At 37.1% G+C, this 18,013-nt stretch carries 21 protein-coding genes; 7 read left to right on the forward strand and 14 right to left on the reverse strand.

The annotated features are described in order from the left end of the window. Nucleotide 1: 1 nt before the first annotated feature. Together HL41_RS02840 and lnt are read left to right on the forward strand one after the other, a co-directional pair. A complete protein-coding gene (locus HL41_RS02840) occupies nucleotides 2-823 on the forward strand; it encodes a transporter associated domain-containing protein (protein ID WP_038062076.1) in 822 nt (273 codons plus the stop codon). Next, entirely contained in the window at nucleotides 801-2,396 is a 1,596-nt protein-coding gene (gene lnt, locus HL41_RS02845) for an apolipoprotein N-acyltransferase (RefSeq protein ID WP_038062073.1), read from the forward strand. The genes HL41_RS02840 and lnt overlap by 23 nt, the downstream gene beginning before the upstream one ends. On the opposite strand, the gene HL41_RS02850 is transcribed toward lnt, so the two are convergent. Genes HL41_RS02850 through HL41_RS09720 form a run of 7 tightly spaced genes read right to left on the reverse strand, consistent with a single transcriptional unit; the run spans nucleotide 2,365 to nucleotide 6,159 of the window. Then, nucleotides 2,365-2,937 carry a UbiX family flavin prenyltransferase gene (locus HL41_RS02850; protein ID WP_038062071.1) on the reverse strand — a complete coding sequence of 191 codons (573 nt, stop codon included), beginning with the start codon at nucleotides 2,935-2,937 and terminating at the stop codon, nucleotides 2,365-2,367. The two genes, lnt and HL41_RS02850, sit on opposite strands and share 32 nt — an antisense overlap. Next, nucleotides 2,919-3,356: a ribonuclease HI gene (gene rnhA, locus HL41_RS02855; RefSeq protein WP_038062068.1), complete on the reverse strand. Its 438-nt coding sequence runs from the start codon at nucleotides 3,354-3,356 to the stop codon at nucleotides 2,919-2,921. Before rnhA ends, HL41_RS02850 begins: the two co-directional genes overlap by 19 nt. Before the next feature lie 14 nt (nucleotides 3,357-3,370). After that, on the reverse strand, nucleotides 3,371-4,993 hold the full coding sequence (locus tag HL41_RS02860) for a methyl-accepting chemotaxis protein (RefSeq protein ID WP_038062066.1): 1,623 nt from the start codon (nucleotides 4,991-4,993) through the stop codon (nucleotides 3,371-3,373). Nucleotides 4,994-5,033: 40 nt separating this feature from the next. Beyond that, a complete protein-coding gene (locus HL41_RS08980; protein WP_022855787.1) occupies nucleotides 5,034-5,507 on the reverse strand; it encodes a chemotaxis protein CheX in 474 nt (157 codons plus the stop codon). Nucleotides 5,508-5,532: 25 nt separating this feature from the next. Continuing rightward, on the reverse strand, nucleotides 5,533-5,802 hold the full coding sequence (locus HL41_RS09710; RefSeq protein WP_235181308.1) for a hypothetical protein: 270 nt from the start codon (nucleotides 5,800-5,802) through the stop codon (nucleotides 5,533-5,535). Next, a complete protein-coding gene (locus tag HL41_RS09715) occupies nucleotides 5,799-6,023 on the reverse strand; it encodes a hypothetical protein (protein ID WP_038062060.1) in 225 nt (74 codons plus the stop codon). Before HL41_RS09715 ends, HL41_RS09710 begins: the two co-directional genes overlap by 4 nt. Further along, nucleotides 6,007-6,159 (reverse strand): hypothetical protein, encoded by a 153-nt coding sequence (locus tag HL41_RS09720; protein WP_235181309.1) that lies wholly within the window; start codon nucleotides 6,157-6,159, stop codon nucleotides 6,007-6,009. Before HL41_RS09720 ends, HL41_RS09715 begins: the two co-directional genes overlap by 17 nt. 12 nt (nucleotides 6,160-6,171) lie before the next feature. Between HL41_RS09720 and HL41_RS09725 the strand changes: the two genes are divergently transcribed. Next, nucleotides 6,172-6,597 carry an IS110 family transposase gene (locus HL41_RS09725; RefSeq protein ID WP_038549567.1) on the forward strand — a complete coding sequence of 142 codons (426 nt, stop codon included), beginning with the start codon at nucleotides 6,172-6,174 and terminating at the stop codon, nucleotides 6,595-6,597. Nucleotides 6,598-6,670: 73 nt separating this feature from the next. On the opposite strand, the gene HL41_RS02885 is transcribed toward HL41_RS09725, so the two are convergent. Both HL41_RS02885 and HL41_RS02890 read right to left on the reverse strand, forming a co-directional pair. Continuing rightward, complete coding sequence (locus HL41_RS02885; protein WP_081856459.1) at nucleotides 6,671-7,159, reverse strand: chemotaxis protein CheW; 489 nt, start codon at nucleotides 7,157-7,159, stop codon at nucleotides 6,671-6,673. Between the two features lie 17 nt (nucleotides 7,160-7,176). Next, on the reverse strand, nucleotides 7,177-9,873 hold the full coding sequence (locus HL41_RS02890; protein ID WP_028841746.1) for a hybrid sensor histidine kinase/response regulator: 2,697 nt from the start codon (nucleotides 9,871-9,873) through the stop codon (nucleotides 7,177-7,179). A gap of 164 nt (nucleotides 9,874-10,037) precedes the next feature. Between HL41_RS02890 and HL41_RS02895 the strand changes: the two genes are divergently transcribed. Next, on the forward strand, nucleotides 10,038-10,970 hold the full coding sequence (locus HL41_RS02895) for a DMT family transporter (protein WP_028841747.1): 933 nt from the start codon (nucleotides 10,038-10,040) through the stop codon (nucleotides 10,968-10,970). Next, the gene (locus tag HL41_RS02900; protein ID WP_028841748.1) at nucleotides 10,958-11,731 is read left to right on the forward strand and encodes a pseudouridine synthase; all 774 of its coding nucleotides are present in this window, start codon (nucleotides 10,958-10,960) and stop codon (nucleotides 11,729-11,731) included. Before HL41_RS02895 ends, HL41_RS02900 begins: the two co-directional genes overlap by 13 nt. Here HL41_RS02900 and HL41_RS02905 read toward each other — a convergent pair. From HL41_RS02905 to HL41_RS02915, 3 genes are read right to left on the reverse strand one after another with little or no spacing between them, the layout of a single operon-like run. Beyond that, complete coding sequence (locus tag HL41_RS02905) at nucleotides 11,677-12,138, reverse strand: TIGR00725 family protein (RefSeq protein WP_028841749.1); 462 nt, start codon at nucleotides 12,136-12,138, stop codon at nucleotides 11,677-11,679. The genes HL41_RS02900 and HL41_RS02905 overlap by 55 nt on opposite strands. Next, nucleotides 12,122-12,784 (reverse strand): protein-L-isoaspartate(D-aspartate) O-methyltransferase, encoded by a 663-nt coding sequence (locus HL41_RS02910; protein WP_038041941.1) that lies wholly within the window; start codon nucleotides 12,782-12,784, stop codon nucleotides 12,122-12,124. Before HL41_RS02910 ends, HL41_RS02905 begins: the two co-directional genes overlap by 17 nt. Before the next feature lie 3 nt (nucleotides 12,785-12,787). Continuing rightward, nucleotides 12,788-13,135, reverse strand: a complete 348-nt coding sequence (locus tag HL41_RS02915) for a hypothetical protein (protein WP_028841751.1) — start codon at nucleotides 13,133-13,135, stop codon at nucleotides 12,788-12,790. Between the two features lie 84 nt (nucleotides 13,136-13,219). Here HL41_RS02915 and HL41_RS02920 point away from each other — a divergent pair, with 84 nt between their 5' ends. After that, a complete protein-coding gene (locus HL41_RS02920; RefSeq protein ID WP_038062054.1) occupies nucleotides 13,220-14,527 on the forward strand; it encodes an ATP-binding protein in 1,308 nt (435 codons plus the stop codon). 46 nt (nucleotides 14,528-14,573) lie between these two features. Here HL41_RS02920 and HL41_RS08985 read toward each other — a convergent pair whose 3' ends face one another. After that, nucleotides 14,574-15,275, reverse strand: coding sequence for a TIGR03915 family putative DNA repair protein (locus HL41_RS08985; protein ID WP_051754461.1), 702 nt, complete (start codon nucleotides 15,273-15,275; stop codon nucleotides 14,574-14,576). Beyond that, on the reverse strand, nucleotides 15,259-16,497 hold the full coding sequence (locus HL41_RS02930) for a putative DNA modification/repair radical SAM protein (RefSeq protein WP_038062051.1): 1,239 nt from the start codon (nucleotides 16,495-16,497) through the stop codon (nucleotides 15,259-15,261). Before HL41_RS02930 ends, HL41_RS08985 begins: the two co-directional genes overlap by 17 nt. A 163-nt stretch (nucleotides 16,498-16,660) precedes the next feature. Here HL41_RS02930 and phoU point away from each other — a divergent pair, with 163 nt between their 5' ends. Next, nucleotides 16,661-18,004: a phosphate signaling complex protein PhoU gene (gene phoU / locus HL41_RS02935; RefSeq protein ID WP_038062048.1), complete on the forward strand. Its 1,344-nt coding sequence runs from the start codon at nucleotides 16,661-16,663 to the stop codon at nucleotides 18,002-18,004. Nucleotides 18,005-18,013 lie beyond the last annotated feature (9 nt).

An 18,013-nucleotide genomic window follows, 5' to 3' on the forward strand; every position in this document is an offset into this window, starting at 1 on the left:
TATGGGTATAGACTATCTGTCAGAGTTTCTCAAAAAATTTTTTCGCATTCCCTCTAAACCTTCTGAGATATCTGAGATAGAAGAGGATATAAGAGAGGTTCTGGAAGACTACAAAGAAGAAAAGGTAGTTTCTGAGTTTGAAGAACGACTTATCTTAAACCTCATCAATTTAAAAGCGGTAGAGGTAAGAGAAATAACCATCAACAGACAAGATTTAGTGGGTTTTGACCTTAATTATTCCTGGGAGGAAGTCTTAAACATCATCTCTCGTCATCCCTTTTCTTTTTATCCGGTATATCAAAATCACTTAGACAACCTGTTAGGGTATGTAGCTATCAGAGATTTGTTAAGAGGAATTAACCAAAAGATTTTTATGTGGCAAGACTGGATAGTCAAAAAACCTCTTATCATTCCTGAAAACATTTCTCTTATGCAGGCTATGGAAAAGATGTTAGAAAAACAGACAGACGTAGCTTTTGTGGTAGATCAACTTTCAGAACTTACTGGAATGATCAGGTTAAAAGACATCTTATACGAGATTATTAAAAGCACCCCTTGCTGTCCTGCTCCAGACCCTCAAGGATGGTTGTTGGTGCCAGGCACGTTTAAGGTCAGAGAGATAGAAAATTGTTTAGGGATAACCTTACCTAAAGGAGATTTTGAAACCATCTCAGGACTTATCATATATCATCTTAAACGTATTCCAACCTCAGGGGAAAGGGTTTTCCTTCCTTTTTTAGAGGCTGAAATCATAAAATCTGACGGAAAGAAAATAGAACTTTTAAAGGTCCGAAAAAAGGATGAAAAACTTGTTCAACCTTAATCTTTTTTTACCTATCCTTTCTGGAATTCTTCTCACCTTAGCCTTTCCTAAATGGAACTTATGGGTATTTGGGTTTTTAGGTTTAATTCCACTTTTCTGGGCGTTAACCCAAGCTAAAAATTCAATTCAATCTTTATTATATGGTTTTCTGTTTGGGCTTTCTCATTTTGCTACTCTGGTTTACTGGATAGTATATACCCTAACCAGATACGGTGAGTTAAACTTGTTTTTTTCCATCTTTTTGCTTTTTCTTATGTGTTCTTACCTTGCACTCTATTATGCCTTAGGTTTAACCATAGCTTATCGATGTCATATTTTTGACAGCCCTACTCTAACAAAGGGGTTGTTGTTAAGCCTTGCCTGGGTTGGTATAGAATGGCTTAGAGCTAATCTTTTTACAGGTTTTCCTTGGGGGCAAATAGGTTATATAGCTACTAACATTTCTTTAGTTTTGCAGTTAGCTGAAATAGGAGGGGTTTGGTTTTTAAGCTTTTTTCTGGTTTTTACCAACTATTTTTTGTTTTTGTTGTTCAAAAAACTCTCAGAAAATCAAGGTTACCTGAAAACTTTTTTAGGTCTACACACTTTGGGATTTTTTTTATTAACCATCTTAGTTATGGTTTTTGGTTTTTACTTGAAAACCCGTTGGGAAAAAATAATTAAGGAAGAACCAAAGAAAATTAAAGTAGCCTTACTTCAAGGGAACATTCCTCAAGAGATAAAAGAGGCAAAGCAATTGGAGACCTCCTTTCAGGTTTATAGAAATTTAGCTTTAAAAGTCCTTAAAGAAAAACCAGACCTGATATTGTTTCCAGAAACCGCTTTCAACTTTTACTTTCCCTATGAGACCAAACATACTGTGGAGCTTCTTCGGCTGTTAACGGACATCGGAGCTGAAGGAAAAAAATTTAATCTAACCCCTCGAATCGTTTTTGGTACCTTTCGGTTAAGCTATACTGAAGGCAAACCGATGGCTTACAACAGCCTTATGGTATGGGATGGAAAAGACTTTGTAGACTTTTATGATAAGGTAAAGCTTGTGCCTTTTGGAGAGTATGTCCCCTTGGTAGAGTATTTTCCCTTTTTAAAAAATTTTTCAGTGGTAACCGATGTAATTAAACCAGGGTTTTCTAAAAACCTTTATGTACCTTTAGATACCGGGTTTATCAAGGTAACTCCTCTTATATGCTTTGAAAGTGCTTTTGGTGAGATTTTAAGACAAAGACTAAAGGAAAATACACAGTTGGTTTTTATTGCCACCAACGATGCCTGGTTTGGTCAAACGTCAGCCCCTTACCAACATTTTCAGATGGCAATACTACGTGCGGTAGAATCAAGAAGGTTTACCATTCAGGTAGCAAACTCTGGTATCACAGGGGTAATAGACCCAACAGGAAAAGTCCTGATTAAAACCCCTCTTGAAAAAGAGGTTGTCCTTACCAACAGTATAAAACCGTTATACCACCCTTCTCTTTTTGTAAAAACAGGTCATATACTTGGGCTAACAGGTTTTTTGGTCTTGGTCTTAATGGCTATTACCCTTATTCTTCGCAGATTTCTTCCCAGCTCTTAAAACCTTGGGGGTTAAAACCAAGAAACACGAGAAGCCTTTTTACAAAAAAGTCTACCAGATCCTCTAAAGTCTTAGGTCTCTGATAAAAAGAGGGCATGGCTGGGAAAATAACAGCTCCTGCCTTAAGACAAGCTTCCATGTTTCTTATATGAATAAGGTTTAAAGGAGTTTCTCTTACTACTAAAACTAAGGGCTTTCTTTCCTTTAGCATCACATCCGCCGCCCTTTGAAGCAAATTTCTTGAAACTCCATGAGCAATAGCCCCTAAAGTACCCATACTGCAAGGTATGACCACCATCCCAGAATATAAAGAAGAACCACTGGCAGGTGGAGCTGAAATTTCCCTTTCCTGATAAACCTTAAAAGCTAAATCTTTTAAACCATTCCAAGAAGAGTTTAACTCTGCCTCCCAAACCTTCTTCCCTGCCTCTGTAATAATTACCTCAGTTTTTACCCCTAACTCCCTTAGTTCCTGTAAAAAAAACTTAGCATAAAGCGCTCCACTTGCACCTGTTATACCTACTAAATATCTTTTTTCCATCTCTGAGCACTTTCCTTAGCTATTTGGTCTACCTTTTCGTTTAAGGGGTCTCCACTGTGGGCAGCAACCTTTTGAAAAAAAACCTTATGAAACTGAAGAAGTTCATCAAGTTTTTCCCATAAGTCCCTATTTTTAATCGGTTTTCCGTCTGCAGTCCTATAACCTCTTTTCTTCCAGTTAGAAAGCCACTCTGTGGCCCCTTTTATCACATACTCAGAATCACAAAAAATGATAATTTCAGTTGGTTCTTTAAAAAAGCTCAAGGCCTGGAGGACTGCCTCAAGCTCCATACGATTGTTGGTGGTTACTTCTTCCCCACCTGTAATCAAATGTTCTCGACCATCATCCAAAATCAAAACCGCCCAGCCTCCAGGACCTGGATTCCCCAAACAAGCCCCATCTACATAAACTTTTATCATAAACTTTATACAAACTAAACCCTAAATTTCTCTACCGCGGTCTTAAGCTCATTCCCAAGTTTGGCAACCTCAGTTGTGGTAGCAACTACCTGTTCTACTCCTGCCTCAAGCTCCTTGGCTGCCTCTGCCACACTCCCCACATCCTTTGCCACAGCCTCTGCTGTCACACTCATCTCCTCTGTCGCACTCGCTATACTCTGTATCATCTCCTGCAACCTCTCTGCCGCATCTGCAATCCTACTAAGAATCCCTGCTGCCTCCTCACTAAGCCTTGCACCACTCTCAACCTTAGCCCCTATCTCCTCTACCTCCCTACTCACCTCCTCTACCACTCCCTTTATCTCCCTTATAACACCTGCTATCTCATCAGTCGATTTGTTGGTCCTCTCCGCAAGCTTCCTTATCTCACCTGCAACAACCGCAAACGACTTTCCATGCTCCCCTGCTCTTGCTGCCTCAATCGTTGCATTCAATGCAAGTAAATTGGTCTGCTCTGCCACATCCTTGATAAACTCTACCACACTCTCAATAGCCCTGGTCCTCTCCTCTAAACTGTACATAACTTCCTTCAACTTCTCTGCAGTCCTTTCTATTACCTTAACCTCACTTGCTGTTTTTAAGGTATAATTCTCTCCTTCCCTTGCAATCTCAGCTGTCTTTTTACTCTCTTCAAGTATGTTGGTTGTGTTTTTAGCTATGTCAACCACCGTAATAGACATCTGTTCTGCTGCGCTTGCAATCTGAGTTGCCTTTTGAGTCTGATTCTCAATACTTGCACTAAACTGCTTGGTTATGGCAGATAACTCCTCACTTGACCCAGCAAGGGCAACTGACACATGCTTGACCTCCTCTATAAGATTCCTGAGGCTAACCAGTGCCTCTCTGAGATCAGCACTCATCAACCCTATTTCATCTCGACTGTCAACAGCTATCTCAACCGCAAGGTCCCCTTCCCTTACCCTTGCCAAAGCCTGCCTTAACCTCTCGATAGAACCCCTGATAGATTTAGTCACACCAAAAACTACAACAAGAGAAACTAAAACAAAAATTCCTCCAAATGCAAACAAAATAACAAAAAGGCGTTTGATACAATTCAAAGCTTCATGACCTCTTTCGTCAGCAGTTTTTGCATAAAAGGCAACCAGCTCGTTAAGAGCTTTTTCAATCGTCTTGGTTTTAGGAATCACCTCTTTTTCATAAAAAGAGATAGCCTCCAAAGTTTTACCTGCTAAGACAAGTTCAAGGGTTTTGTTGGTTAACTCTCTTGCTGAAACTATAGAATCTTGCACGTTTTGCAAAAGTCTTTTTCCTTCCTCTGATCGGGTAACAGACTTAAGAAAATCCATAGCTTTCTTATACTCCTCTCGAGCTTTAAGGATTTCGTTATAATACTCCTTTCTCTTTTCTGGTTCATTGGTTAAAAGCATTAGAGAAACATTACCAATAACGTTTACCATAATCTCCTTTCTTATTTTTGCAGCAAATTCGATCTTTTCTGCTCTTTCTCCCAAATCCTCAACATCTTTTTTCACAACATACAAAGAGTATAAAGTATAAAGAGATACAAGGCCCACTATCAAAAAAATAACCCCAAAACCAGCAATAAGTTTTTTGGTAATACTCCAGTTTTTGAACATAGTGTTCCTCCTTTATTTGAAAAAATTTATGTTGTTATATCTATTTTTTCCCAAGACCAAACTCAACTATCAGGTCAAGATTGTCTCCTAAAGTATACAAAAAGGAAACTCTGGGGATTTTGCTGGGTATTTCTATTTTGTGGTCCACTCCAGTTACGATAGAAGGGGTAGAACCTTCAAGTTTTAGTCCAAATTTTTCAAGCTCTCTTCTAAAAACACCGCTTATCTGGTTGGTAAGCTCTCCTGCGGCATCGACTGCTTCTTTGTTAAGTTCTGCTACCTCTTCTCCTAAGATATTTTTCATAAATTCAAAAATTATACCTTTATTGTAGCTAACGATAAGTACGCCTTCAAGTTTGTCTGAAGCTAATCCTACGATTACCGACACATCTTTAAACCCTTCGTTATCCTGCCTTACCTTGGTCTCTTTTAAAACCGGTGTCTCCATAAGATACATTCCTAATACTTCTTCTACAGCTTTTTTTACAGAATCAGCAATAGCCTGAGCATTCATGGACCTCTACCCTCCTCCTGCAATTTTATGTTAGTTTTTGCTTAATATATGTTGCGTTGTATAGTAATAATATGGACAACAACAAAATAAAGAAGAACAAAGACTCCATGGCTCTTAGGCTTAAAAGCCTCAAAAGGAGTCTGTCAGTCTTTCCCTCAACTCCCAATAAGTTGGTTAGGCTACATAAGCCTCTGCAAATAACCCCTCTAAATCTGACACCAAAGACGCTAAAATCCTTGCACTCTTCGCTCAATCTAACCCCCAATTCCTTAATCCCCTCCCACCAGATCATCACCTGAGAAACCTCTCTCGTCTCATCCAAAAACTCAAAAAGAATAATCTTTTGCCAAAACACAAATCAAATACGCCCTCTCCGTCCTCTTCCCCGAAGCTGAAAAACATTTCAACATCTTTACCCTCTCCTTCCTTAACATCCTCCTTAACTTCCCAGGAGCCCACTATCTCAAAAAAGCCTCTCCCAAAGACCTCTCCAATATCATCAACGCCTCCCCCCAAAGGTAGAACTCCTTCCTTCTCCCCTCAAGACATCATAAACCTTGCTAAAAACTCCATCGGTATCCACAACCACTGCCTTTCTCAAACCCTCATCTTCTACATCGAAAAGTGTCTCTTCCTTGAACCAAGAATCCAAAAACTCGAAAATATGCTCCTTGAAGAAATAGACCATGATCAAAATCAACAAATAAAGCTTCATTTTATCGCTGAAGTAAAAGATGTTCTTAGATTTTCCAGTGCAAAGAAACTCATAAAATATGCTGGCACAGACCCAGTAATAAAACAGTCTGGCAAGTTTAGGGTGAATAAACACATATCCAAGCAAGGAAGTCCTTGGCTTAGAAACATTCTTTTTCAGATGGCAGTAGGAGTAGTAACCTGGGAACCTTATTTCAGAGAGTATTTTTTGCGCAAAAAGAAGGAATTTAAGAGCTATAAAAAGGCGATGGTAGCAGTAATAAACAAGCTTATCAGGGTGATTTATGGCATTTGCAAAAATGGGGCTTATTTTAATCCGAGTTTGAGTTTTTATTCTAAAAATTATGTTTCTATTTGTGAGGTATCTCATGCTTAAAACCTATTTCCTGATAGTTGACCCCTTTTATTTCTTTAAAGTTTTATAGTTTAAAATAATTTTAATACTGAATTTAAAGCCGAAGCAGTTTGTCTACATCAAAAATGAGCAATATTTTATCTGGTAGTTGATAAATGTTTTTTACATACTCTTTTGAAATCCCTTCTATCTTTTCTGGTGTCTTTTCTATCTTATCCACAGGTACCTCCATTATATCTCCAATTCTTTCAACCACAAAAGAAACCGGTGCCTCTCCTTCAGTTTTAAGAATAAGATTTACGGTGGGTTTTATATTTTCCTTCAAACCCACCATTTTTGCAAGGTCCATAACAGTAACGATCTGCCCTCTTAAATTCATGATTCCTAAGATAAACTCATCTGCCAAAGGAACTGGCGTTATCTCTGTATCCTTGTTTATTTCCATGATAATATCCGCCGGTATCCCACATAAAAAATTCCCTAAATAAAACGTTACAAAGGTTATGGTGTCAATGGTTGCAAGCTTATGATCTTTTTCCTCTGATAAAATAACCTTTTCTTTCTCTCTCTTCATTATATTCATCTTTTAAAACCTCCTTTTTAACTTAAGAGTTGTTTTATCCTTTCAAGCACTTGGTCTCTTTGTAGCTTCACTTCATAGCCGTTTGCCCCAAACTCAAATACCTTCCTTTTGACTTCCTCCCCTGCAAGGGCTGTTACTACAATCACAGGAAGGTTTTTAAACTGAGGATTTCCTCTTAACTCTTTTAACAACTCAAACCCATCCATCTCTGGCATCTCTATGTCGGTTATTACCAAATCAAAGTTAGGGTCATTATGTAATTTTTCTATCGCTTCACGTCCGTTCTCTACACACTCAACCTCAAAACCCATCGCCTCTAAATAGTTCTTCATCATGTTCCTGAAAAACGGTGAATCCTCTGCCAATAAAATCCTCTTAGCAGTATGAACCTCCTCTTTAAATTTAACCACAAACCACTCTGGGTCATACATCTCTATTACCTTGTAAATGTCTATAAAAAGCACAGTTTTCCCGTCTATTATCTTATGTCCTAATATCCCAGGATTGTTGTAAAGCCCTTCCTCTATTTCAAGGGTGGTCTCAATGGTATCAACTATGCTTGAACAAAGAATAGCACAAGTTTTGCTTCTCTCTGTAAAGAATAGCACTATGTAACTATCTTGATAAGGTAGCCCTTGCAAGGGCAAATAATTTTCTAATCTTATCACAGGAACTACCTGGTCCTCATAGATGATAACCTCTTTACCACCTACGATCTGTATGCTATCCGCTTTAACTTTATCAAGCCTTGAGATAAGTGCTATAGGTAATGCAAGTCTGTCTTGTCCTACATCAAATAACAACAAGAAATAGGTTTCATCTTTTGAGGTTTTAATCGTAATTCTTTCAGCATCAAGCCTTTTTTCTACCTCTTCCACACTTAATCCAATAAACTTTGATAATCCAACCACATCAAGAATTAAAGCTAACGCTCCATCTCCCATAATCGTTGCTCCACTGTAAACCGGTATATCTTTAAACCACTTACCTAAAGGCTTAACCACTATTTCCTCTGAATTTAAAATCTCATCTACAAGCAACCCTAAAACTCTTTCTCCTGTGGTTAATATCACAAGATTTTTAGACAAAACCTCTCCGTTTGAGCTCTGTTTCAATATCTCTGAAAGCTTCAATACCGGTATAATCTCTCCTCTTAGTCTATAAAAATCTGTAGACCCTACCTTTAAAAGGTCTTTATTAGGGTCCACATTTACAAGTTCTTTAAGATTAACCTGAGGAATTGCATACTTGTAACCACCTGACTTAACGATAAGTGCAGGAATGATAGCAAGGGTAAGAGGAATTTTTACCCTAACCGTTGTTCCCTTACCATAGATGGTGTTTATCTCAATCGTTCCTCCAAGTTTTTCGATGTTTGTTTTTACCACATCCATCCCGACTCCACGACCAGACACCTGAGTAACCTTTTCAGCTGTAGAAAATCCAGGCTTAAAAATCAAAGCAAGTAAATCACTCTCCCTTGCTCTTTGGGCTTCCTCTGCTGTCAAAAAACCCTTCTCTACCGCTTTCTTACGAATTTTCTCTACATCAATACCTCTTCCGTCATCCTCGATTTCTATCACTACTTGACCACCTTCCTGATACGCCCTTAAATAAATCGTTCCCTCTTCCCTTTTACCAACTTGCACCCTCTCTTCAGGAGGTTCTATCCCATGATCGATAGCGTTTCTAACTAAATGCGTAAGAGGGTCTTTTATAGCCTCAATTATTGAACGATCAAGCTCTGTTTCTGTCCCCTCAAGATGAAGATTTACCTTTTTCCCTAAGGATTTTGCAAGATCTCTAACTATCCTTGGAAATTTATTGAAAACTGTCCCGATGGGTTGCATCCTTGTTTTCATTATGGTTTCTTGCATCTCAGTGGTAATCATAGAAAGTGCTTGAACACTTCTTGTAAGGTCGTCATCAAGTATCTTTTGAGAAAGCTGAACCACCCTGTTCCTTGCTAAAACAAGTTCTCCTGCCAAATTCATAAGCTGGTCTAAAAGCTTTACATCAACCTTAATATGTGTTTCTGTTAACTCTACTTGAGGAGTAGCTACCTGTGGACTTTCTTTTTTCTCTTTTTTATCATCAAGCTTTTCAACCATTTTTTGAGTTTTTTCTTCCTTCTTTTCCTCTTTTTCAACAGATTCCTCTAAGGTTTTCTTAGGAATAGCTTCTTCAGAAGGAACTTGTAAGGGTTCCTGCTGAGTTTCCTGAGAGGTTTCTTGCTGGGTTCCCTGAGAGATTTTTTCAGAAATTTCTTGAACAGGTTCTTCTATAGGTTTTTCGCTAGACTTCTCTTCTTTTATCCCCTTTTTAATCTTTTCTGTAAAGTTAGAAAGAGTTACTAAAAATTCAAGAAGATTATCATCTATAGGCTCTTCTTTATGGGTCTCTAAATGCTGAACGATAAACTTTATCCAGTCAACCGCCTTAAGCAACATGTCTATGATGCTATCATCTGGTTTAAGCAAGCCATCTCTAATCTTTGAGAGAATTTCCTCTGAAAAATGAGCGATAGATTCAAGAGACTTAAAACCAAAGAATCCAGAAGCCCCCTTTAGAGAATGCATGCTTCTAAAAAGAGAACGAATCACCTCTAAATTTTCTTTGTCCTTTTCTAATTCAAGAAACCCCTCTTCTAAATTAGCAATCGCCTCCTTTGCTTCAACCAAAAAATCTTGTAAAATATCTTCATCAAACATCATAAAATTACCTCCCTCATTTTAATGACATTTTTCTCTTATATAAACAAAATTTTATTAAAAAAAAAATTTTTGTCAAACCTCGATTTAGATAAACTTATCTATTAATTTGTGTTGTTATTAAGCTAAAGTTGGATTTTTTTGATAGTGTGCTAAAATAGTTAGTCGTGAATAAAGCTTTTTTTTATCTTGGAATAACCATTCTTTTTTTTAGTTCCTACGAGGTAGTAAGTAGAACACTTACCGGTTTAGTCAACCCTTTTCAGGTCGTTTTTCTAAGGTTTTTAATAGGAGGTATATTGCTTTTACCTTTTGCCTTGTCTAAGGTTAGAGTTTCAGGATTTAATCTTAGCCTTAAAGACCTTTTTTATCTTTTTCTTTTAGGTTTGATTAACATAGTCTTTAGCATGTGTCTTTTACAACTTGGCATCAACCAGACTAAAGCCAGCTTAGCTGCGGTGATCTTTAGTTCAAACCCTATTTTTGTAGCCCTTTCTGCTTATTTTTTACTAAAAGAACCACTAACCTATAAAAAGGTTTTAGGTTTAGTTGTAGGTTTTTCAGGCTTAATCTTTACCTTTTATAAAGATTTAAACATAGACTATAGTTATTCTTATGGGATACTATACCTGCTTCTTTCAGCTTTAACTTATGGGATATACACCGCTTTTGCCCAAAAGATAAACCATAAGATAGATAATTTAGTTATGAATTCTATCTCCTTTCTCATAGGAAGCCTGCTTTTGGTACCCATTCTCTTGACTTTTCATCAGCCGCTCTTTTCGGTTCCTAAACAAGCCTGGCCTTCTATCCTTTATATAGGAATTTTTGTAACTGGAGTAGCTTATTATACCTATTTTAAAGGACTAAGTCTGACTAATGCCAGTCGAGGGTCCACCATATTTTTTATCAAACCAATATTAGCAAGTTTTTTAGCTTGGCTTTTCCTTTCAGAAAAAATAACCTTGCAGTTAATCTTAGGAGGATTTATAACAATCCTCGGTATTTTTTTGGTTCAAAAAGAAGGTAAGTCAAAACTGGAACTATCTGAAAAGAAAGCAAAAACTCTTTTTTCTGGAGATAAACGGTGGATAAGTTAAGGTTGAATAAATTTTTAGCTGCCTGTGGGATTACTTCCAGAAGAAAGGCAGATGAACTTATTAAACAAGGTAAGGTTTTAGTAAATGGAGAAGTTGTATCAGACCTATCTTATAAAGTTGACCCACAAAAAGACGAAGTAATAGTAGAAGGCAAAAAAATTTCGTTACCAGAAAAAGTCTATTACCTATTCTACAAGCCTAAAGGGTTTTTAACCTCGCTTTATGATCCTCACCACAGAGAAACCATCAGGTGTTTTTTAGAAAAACTACCTCAGAGAGTATTTCCGGTAGGTAGACTTGATAAATACAGCGAAGGGTTACTTTTACTCACCAATGACGGTGATTTAGGAAACTTTTTACTTCACCCTAAATACGGAGTAGAAAGACGTTACTTGGTTTGGGTAAGTCCTAAATTGGAAGAACCGAAAATAAAAAATTTACTAAAACATGGAATTCATCTTGAAGGGAAGTTGGTTAAACCTCTTGTTTTTAGGTTAGTTAAAAATGAAAATAAAAGCTATGTTTATGAGGTTTGTGTAAAAGAAGGGATAAAAAGAGAAGTTAGAAAAATGGTAGCTTATTTAGGAGGTAAAGTTCACAGGCTGCTACGTGTTCAGTTTGGCCCCCTTATGCTTGGAGACCTAAAACCTGGAGAAATAAGGCCTCTTTCTAAGTCTGAATTGCAAAATCTTTTTAAATTTGTAGCTCAACTAAAGAACTCTAAAAGTTTAGCCAGAGCTTTTTCAGGTGAAGAGACATAATTAACACCAGGAATGTTTTCCCATGTGTTAATCCCTATCACTGGTTTCCACATCTTTAAAGCTAAAGCTATCTCAGAAAGGGTACCGTATCCACCGGAAATGGCTATCACCGCTTCAACCGACCTTATCAAGATTACGTTTCGTGCATGTCCCATATCACTAAGCACCAATACTTTAACATAAGGGTTGGCTTCTTCGACTTTATGCCCTGGCAGAATCCCTACTGTGGTAGCTCCAGCCTCAAAAGCCCCCTTACAAGCCGCTTCCATTACTCCGCCCAGACCACCGGTATAAACTATGGCCCCCTTTTCACCCAAGAGTTTTCCCATAGTATAGGCTATTTGATAGGTGCTCTCATCAGCAATCCCTGCCCCTACCACAGCTATCCTTCTATTCTTTAAATCCATAAGCCCCCACCAACTTTACAAATCTTACTGGTTCTAAGGTTTGGATTTTAAGTATACCATCTTTTTTAATCCCCTTTACCAAAATTTGAGAAAATTCATCTCCCACAGGGATGACAATCCTCCCCCCTTCAGCAAGTTGGTCTACCAAAGGCTGAGGGATCTGGGGAGAAGCTGCAGTAACAATTATAGCATCAAAAGGTGCAGCCTCAGGCCATCCTAAACTTCCGTCTCCAATCTTAAGAGAGATGTTCTTATATCCCAAGCTTAGGAGCACTTTTTTAGCCTTTTCAGAAAGGTCAGGATCTCTTTCTATAGTGTAAACCCACAAAGCTATCTCTGCAAGAATAGCTGTTTGGTATCCAGACCCTGTTCCTACTTCTAAAACTCTCTCTTTCCCCTTTAACTCCAAGGCCTCGGTCATTAAAGCTACGATATAAGGTTGAGAAATGGTTTGTCCCTTTCCTATGGGTAAAGGAAAGTCTCCGTAAGCCTGATCTCTTAAGGCTTCTTCAACAAAAAGATGCCTTGGCACTTTTAGCATCGCTTGAATTACCTTTTCATCTTTAATACCTCGAGCTACAATCTGAGATTTAACCATTTTCTCTCGGGCGATCCTATACAGATCCTTGTCGTAAAAACCCTGCATCTGCTACCTCTTTTTAGGTTTTTCTACGGTGTAATAATAACAATCCACTACCTGGTCTTTGTAGATAACAATTTTAAGTATTTCGGTATAATCTTCTCCTTTATAACGATTGGCTAATGGGATGTCTTCCCAAAAATTTTTAACCCTGTAGTAATAATACCATTCTTCTCGTCCGTCAGGAAATACAAAAATCTGCACAGGGGGGCCTAAAAACTGGGTAACTTCCATTTTGTTTGTCTGATTAGGTTTGATAAGGCTGGCTTTTGAGGCTAAATTAGGTCCGGGTTTGGTAGCACAACCCCACAAACATAAACCTAAAAATACCGTTAACAACCATAACCTAAGCTTCATCTTTCCACCTATTTCAATTTTATTCAAATATTAACATAAAATAAACCTTTTCACAACAAACTTTTGAGTTAAAATTAAACAACTATGAAATATTACAAATGCGGTGGAGAGACCTTCGAGTTAACCCTTAATCCTTTTCCGTTTAAATGTAAAAGGTGTAAAGGAAATGAAGCTCTCATAGAAATCCCTTCTCAAGGCATCAAAGTTTGTCTCACATGTTTTAATCAAATCTTTGAAAACCGCCTTAAAAACACGATAAAAAGATACAGGATGTTTCGTAACGCTAAAAAGGTAGGTGTTTTTGTTTCAGGTGGAAAAGACAGTTCTGCTCTTCTTTTTAGTCTAAAAAAAGTTTTTCCTGATTTGACGTTTCAAGCTATTTATCTAAACTTAGGTATACGATACTATTCAGACCTTGCAGAAGAAACGGTTAGAAAGCTCTGTCAGGAAATCGAAGTTCCTTTATATGTCTATAGTCTACCTAAGGAAGAAGGCTTTTGTATAGACCATTTTGTACATACTATGTTTAAAAATAAAATCTGCTCTGTATGCGGGGTAATAAAAAGATATCTTTTTACGAAAATAGCTAAAAATTTGAGCATAGATGTTATGGCTACAGGGCATCACCTTGACGATACGGTTTCTACCATGCTAACCTTGTTTTTCCAGGGAGATTTTGAAGGCATCGTAAGACTTGGGCCGGTTTTGCCCCCTTTATACCCTGGGCAAGCAACCAAGGTTAAACCTTTCTATCATACCCCAGAAAAAGAGATTTTTTACTATACTGCCCTCAATAAGATACCTGTAGAAACTTGCACCTGCCCTCATGGAGAAATTACCCCAAGCAAAAAAAATAAAAAAATCATAGAAGAATGGGAAAAAGAAAATAAACAGTTTAAATATCAGCTTCTTTCTGTGTTCTTAAAAAAACTCATACCTCTTTTAAAAACTCATCCTGATTACAAATTTTCTCCTTCTGAATTTAAAAGTTGTGTTAAATGTGGAGAAATTACCAGTTCTTCTGACGAGATATGTAGTCGCTGTAAAAGGGTTTCTTTGATAGAAAAGTTAGAAGACAAAAAGTTAGAATTAACCCCAGAGAAGTTTAAAGAGTTTATCGAAAATCATCCTAAAGATGATTGGATGGTTTTTGACCTCAGAGAAAAAGAGGATTTTGAAAAAGGAGGTTTTGACGGGGCGTTATGGATTAATCCTGAGATAGTGCAAGCTTCTTATCGAAAACTGTCTAAACTTTTCAAACCTTACAGAAATAAAACCTTATTTTTTTATTGCTATACCGGAAGACTAAGTTATCTTCTCACCTTAAAGCTTAGAAAATTAGGGTTTAAAGCTTTCAACATAAGTTCTCCAGAGAGGTTGCTAACAGGTTAAAAAAATTATAAACATCCTTTTACTAAAAAGGTGATTAAAACCCTAACTAAGGTTCAAACTCTACCATAAACTTTCTGTATTTTAAAGGGACGTTTCTTTTCTGGACTGTCAAGTTTTCTCTTTCCTTAATAGCAAGGGTTTCAAAGTAATTTTTCCAGAGGTTCGAAAAAAATGTCTCCTCCTCTGTTTCTTGAGGTATAGGTTTTATAATCTCTGCTTGGATCATATGTCCTTTATGACAAAAGACAGCCAGCCCTCTTTTACGGTCGTGCAAGATAATTTTTTCGTTTCTAAATCGGTTGGCAAAATGTCTGGCCAAAGGTATGATCACGTTAAATTCCGACTCAAAGACGGCATAGAGATAACCACCTTTCACCTCTTTAAACCTCAAAAAGCCTTTATATCGATGAATTTCTCTTCTTACCCTGTTAGCTGTTTTATATATATGGAAAAAAGCGGGATCAGAAAAAATTAATCTTTTTTTCCCTGCACTAACAAGAGAGACAATTTGTTTTAAATCTTCAAAGAATATATCTTTTTCAGAAAGGCTGTAATAGTATAAAACCTTAAGCACATCTTTATCAAGATTTGCTAAAAGCTTGGCTAAACTTGAAATCTCCTGTTTAAAAAGGCTATCTTGCCTTAACTTAGACTGTTTTTTTAGGTTTTGGTCAAACCTACACACAAGCTCTTGTAACCAACTGTGGTTTTCTTTTCTCAAGCTAAAAACCTCAAAAGAAAAGTTCAAGCTGAGTCATCTTAGGTTGAGGTTTAAAGACAAAACTCTGAAGAAAATCTACCTTAGCCTTTTGGTCTATCATTTTGCCGTTGATTGTTATAAAATATTTAGCCCTTTTTATTACCACGCCAAGTTTTTTTAAACTTTCTGGACTAAGGGAGGTATGTTTACGGTAATTAAGGATCCTTTTGGCAGAGGTTGGTCCTATACCTGGGACTCGAAGGAGTTCGTGGTAAGAGGCCTTCATGATATCTATCGGGAAATAATGTAAGTTTCTTAAAGCCCAGGCTAATTTTGGGTCCAACCCTTCTTCAAGATTTGGTCTTTCAGGCGAGAGAAGTTCGTCAACGGTAAAACCATAAAACCTTATTAACCAGTCAGCCTGATAGAGTCTATGCTCTCTAAGAAGTGGAGGGTGCGAGACAGCAGGAAGACGACCATCTTGATTAACCGGAATATAGGCAGAATAGTAGACCCTTTTCAACTTATATTTTTTATACAGCTGTTGACTTAAGGTGAGGATGATAAGGTCTGGTTCTGGAGAAGCGCCCACAATAAGTTGAGTGCTTTGACCACCTTTTGCATTATAACCAGAGGGATTCTCTCTAAACTCATCAATTTTTTTAGATATTAATTCAATAATTGACAATAACTCTTTCATGTTTTTTTCAGGAGCAAGTTTAACCAAAGATTGAGGAGTAGGTAGCTCTAGGTTAACACTAACTCTATCTGCCCATCGGATTGCCTCAACGATCGTTGCCTCCGAAGCTCCTGGTAAAATCTTAAGGTGAATATACCCATCAAAACCATATTTACGGCGCAATATTTTAACGGTGTCTATCATTTTTTCTAAAGTATAGTCTGCACTTCTTATGATGCCAGAGCTTAAAAATAGACCTTCGATATAGTTTCGGCGATAAAATTGATAGGTGATATAAGCAAGTTCCTCAGGCAATAAAAACGTCCTTGGGTGATCGTTAGACCTTTTGTTAACACAGTACGCACAATCGTTATGGCACTGGTTGGTTAGAAGTACTTTAAGTAGACTTATACAACGTCCGTCTGAGGTAAAGGTATGACAGATGCCAAACCTTGAGGCATTCCCTACGAATGAAGCTTTGTTGTTTCTTGTAACCCCACTTGAGGCACAGGAAACATCAAATTTGGCTCCTTGAGCAAGAAGTTCAAGACGCTCCCATACTTCTTTTTTTTTCTTAACCAAAGGTCCCATCATTTAAATTATTTTGTCCTAATTTTTATTCTTGACAAGACCCCGTGTTGAAACATTAAATTTTTTGGGAATTTGATTGTATGATTTAAGCTCAGTTTGTTTTGACTGATTTTAAAAGTTATATTATAATAATTAAAGACTATTTTATGCTGAAGGGGGATTCATGACAAGGATAGCTCTTGGCAAAGAGTTACAAATTTTAAAAAACCTAATAACTGATATGGCAAAAAATGTAGATGAAATGGTAAATGGTACTATTTTAGCTTTAAATAAATTAGACCCTACGTTAGCAGAAAGGGTAATTAAGGCAGATGACCAGATAGATTATTATGAACATATGGTATGCCAAACAGCTCTTGAGATCATAGCTTTACAACAGCCAGTAGCCAAAGACTTGCGATTTGTTATTACTGCTATAGACATAGCTAAAAACTTAGAAAGGACTGCAGATCAATCGGTTAACATAGCCTACAGCGCCAAAACTTTATCCAAACAAGAAAACAAAGCTTTTCCTGAATGTAAAGTGGCTATAGAGGAGATGGCAAATGAAGCCTTAACGATGCTCCATTCAGCGATCAATGCCTTTGTCACTGAAAACACTCAGAGAGCAAGGTCTGTAATAGAATATGATTCCATAGTAGACCGTTTACAGCAAGATTTGATCGAAGATGTTAAAAACTGCATGAAAAAAAACCCGCAAAATATAGACCAAGGTGTGGAGTACATCAAGGTAATAGAAAATATAGAAAGGATAGCTGATTTAGCAACTAACATAGCAGAAGGAGTAATATTCGTTGCTGAAGGGAGAATAGTAAAACTTGAAGAGGAAAGTGTTTCTCTAATAACTCTTAAAAAAGAAATTTTAAAAGATCTCCCGGTGTTTGAACTTTTAAGAAGACATGCTCGGTTAGTTATAGAATGCGTTGAAAGACTTTCTCTTTCCTTAGAGGCTTATTTTCACCGCAATCAGCAAAGACTTGAAGAAACAGCTCAACATATTTTTGAAATAGAAAAAGAAGCTGATAAGCTTAAAAGGAACATCAGAGGACACCTCCCCAAGGGAATTATATTGCCTGTAGAGAGATTTGAGCTTTTTCTATATTTAAAAGAACAGGACGCTATTGCTGATGTAGCTGAGGAGATATTAAACTGGCTTTCTTTTAAACATATTCCCTTATCTTTTGAGCTTTTTAAGCAAATAGAAGAATTACTTAACCAAAGTATTAAGCCTCTTGAGTTTTTAGAAGATATGATTTTATATTCAGCAGATTTTATTTTAACCAAAAATGAAGAAAGTAGAAATCGAGCCAAAGAGTTGATTAGAGAAATCAGATATGCCCAATACCTATCTGAGGAATACGGAAATAAGGTTAAAAAAGCTATTTTCAATCAGATAGAAGACCCTTTAAATCTTTTCTATTTCTTAAAACTCGTAGATTTGATTTTAGGAATCTCGCATCATGCTGAAAACACAGCAGACCTTATGAGGGCAATGATAGCCAAATAAAAAGGTACA

The sequence above is a fragment of the Thermodesulfobacterium commune DSM 2178 genome, assembly GCF_000734015.1.
In the GTDB taxonomy this organism is placed as follows: Bacteria; Desulfobacterota; Thermodesulfobacteria; order Thermodesulfobacteriales; family Thermodesulfobacteriaceae; genus Thermodesulfobacterium; species Thermodesulfobacterium commune.

Excerpts from the sequence above, each read along its gene's own strand:
- HL41_RS02840 (WP_038062076.1), top strand. The coding sequence starts at position 2 with ATGGGTATAGACTATCTGTCAGAGTTTCTCAAAAAATTTTTTCGCATT.
- lnt (WP_038062073.1), top strand. The coding sequence starts at position 801 with ATGAAAAACTTGTTCAACCTTAATCTTTTTTTACCTATCCTTTCTGGA.
- HL41_RS02850 (WP_038062071.1), bottom strand. The coding sequence starts at position 2,937 with ATGGAAAAAAGATATTTAGTAGGTATAACAGGTGCAAGTGGAGCGCTT.
- rnhA (WP_038062068.1), bottom strand. The coding sequence starts at position 3,356 with ATGATAAAAGTTTATGTAGATGGGGCTTGTTTGGGGAATCCAGGTCCT.
- HL41_RS02860 (WP_038062066.1), bottom strand. The coding sequence starts at position 4,993 with ATGTTCAAAAACTGGAGTATTACCAAAAAACTTATTGCTGGTTTTGGG.
- HL41_RS08980 (WP_022855787.1), bottom strand. The coding sequence starts at position 5,507 with ATGAATGCTCAGGCTATTGCTGATTCTGTAAAAAAAGCTGTAGAAGAA.
- HL41_RS09725 (WP_038549567.1), top strand. The coding sequence starts at position 6,172 with ATGCTCCTTGAAGAAATAGACCATGATCAAAATCAACAAATAAAGCTT.
- HL41_RS02885 (WP_081856459.1), bottom strand. The coding sequence starts at position 7,159 with ATGAATATAATGAAGAGAGAGAAAGAAAAGGTTATTTTATCAGAGGAA.
- HL41_RS02890 (WP_028841746.1), bottom strand. The coding sequence starts at position 9,873 with ATGATGTTTGATGAAGATATTTTACAAGATTTTTTGGTTGAAGCAAAG.
- HL41_RS02905 (WP_028841749.1), bottom strand. The coding sequence starts at position 12,138 with ATGGATTTAAAGAATAGAAGGATAGCTGTGGTAGGGGCAGGGATTGCT.
- HL41_RS02910 (WP_038041941.1), bottom strand. The coding sequence starts at position 12,784 with ATGCAGGGTTTTTACGACAAGGATCTGTATAGGATCGCCCGAGAGAAA.
- HL41_RS02915 (WP_028841751.1), bottom strand. The coding sequence starts at position 13,135 with ATGAAGCTTAGGTTATGGTTGTTAACGGTATTTTTAGGTTTATGTTTG.
- HL41_RS02920 (WP_038062054.1), top strand. The coding sequence starts at position 13,220 with ATGAAATATTACAAATGCGGTGGAGAGACCTTCGAGTTAACCCTTAAT.
- HL41_RS02930 (WP_038062051.1), bottom strand. The coding sequence starts at position 16,497 with ATGGGACCTTTGGTTAAGAAAAAAAAAGAAGTATGGGAGCGTCTTGAA.
- phoU (WP_038062048.1), top strand. The coding sequence starts at position 16,661 with ATGACAAGGATAGCTCTTGGCAAAGAGTTACAAATTTTAAAAAACCTA.